This window comes from Micromonospora sp. NPDC051543, assembly GCF_044454415.1.
GTDB lineage: Bacteria > Actinomycetota > Actinomycetes > Mycobacteriales > Micromonosporaceae > Micromonospora.
The window spans coordinates 1-1,090 of record NZ_JBITDT010000038.1; the positions used below are offsets into that span (position 1 = coordinate 1).

Genomic DNA, 1,090 nt, shown 5'->3' on the forward strand with positions numbered 1-1,090 from the left:
CTTGGGCTCAACCGGTGGTTGCAACACCCCCTGTTGGTGGTTGTCGTTGGGGTGGTTATGGCGTCGAGGTTGAGTGCGTTGGAGCGGGAGCAGATCGGGTTGGGTCGGGCAGCGGGTGAGTCGTTGCGGTCGATCGGGCGCAGGTTGGGGCGGTCGGTGTCGACGATTTCGCGGGAGGTGGGTTGGTTCGAGCGTTATGGGCAGCGGTATCAGCCGTCGAAGGCGCAGTGGGCGTCGTTTCTGCGACATAGCCGCCCTGGTCGGGCGCCGCGGTTAGCCAGTGACGGGCCGTTGCGGGAGGTGGTGCTGGATATGCTGCGGCGACGTCGTTCGCCGCAGCAGATCAGTGCTCGGCTGCGGGTGCAGTTCCCGGACACGCCGGAGATGTGGGTGTCGCACGAGACGATTTACCAGGCGATCTATCTGCAGGCGCGGGGTAATCTGCGCGCGGAGTTGACGCGGCAGGTGGCGTTGCGCTCGGGTCGGGCCGCTCGCCGTGCCCGGGCGGCCAGCGCTGGGGCGGTGCGTTCGGCCCGACCGTGGGTTGATCTGCGTATCGCGGACCGGCCGGCGCAGGTCGCTGACCGGGCGGTGCCCGGGCACTGGGAGGGTGACCTGCTCGAAGGGGTACGTCGCGGTGGACGTGGTGGTTCCGCGATCGCCACTCTGGTGGAACGCGCTACCCGGTTCGTGATCCTGGTAGCGCTGCCCGAGGGCAAGGTGTCCGAACACGTCGTGTCCCAGCTCGCCGCCGCGATGACCTGGCTCCCGCAACGGTTACGGGCCTCGCTGACCTGGGACCAGGGCGTCGAGATGGCCCGGCACCGTGACTTCACCATCGCCACCGACTGCCCGGTCTACTTCTGCGACCCGCACAGCCCCTGGCAACGCGGCAGCAACGAGAACACCAACGGACTGCTACGCCAGTACTTCCCCAAAGGCCAATTCGACTTCACCACCATCGATCAAGCCGGACTCGACCACGTCGCCGACGAACTCAACGACCGCCCCCGCATGACCCTGAGCTGGGCCACCCCCGGCGAAAAAATGGCCCAACTCCTGAATGTTGCAACCACCGGTTGAGCCCGCC

At 67.2% G+C, this 1,090-nt stretch carries 1 protein-coding gene; it reads left to right on the top strand.

The genetic code is table 11. The features are described from left to right. Positions 1-57: 57 nt before the first annotated feature. Positions 58-1,083, top strand: a complete 1,026-nt coding sequence (locus ACIA3K_RS31675) for an IS30 family transposase (RefSeq protein WP_396805546.1) — start codon at positions 58-60, stop codon at positions 1,081-1,083. Positions 1,084-1,090: the final 7 nt, after the last annotated feature.

Excerpts from the sequence above, each read along its gene's own strand:
- ACIA3K_RS31675 (WP_396805546.1), top strand. The coding sequence starts at position 58 with ATGGCGTCGAGGTTGAGTGCGTTGGAGCGGGAGCAGATCGGGTTGGGT.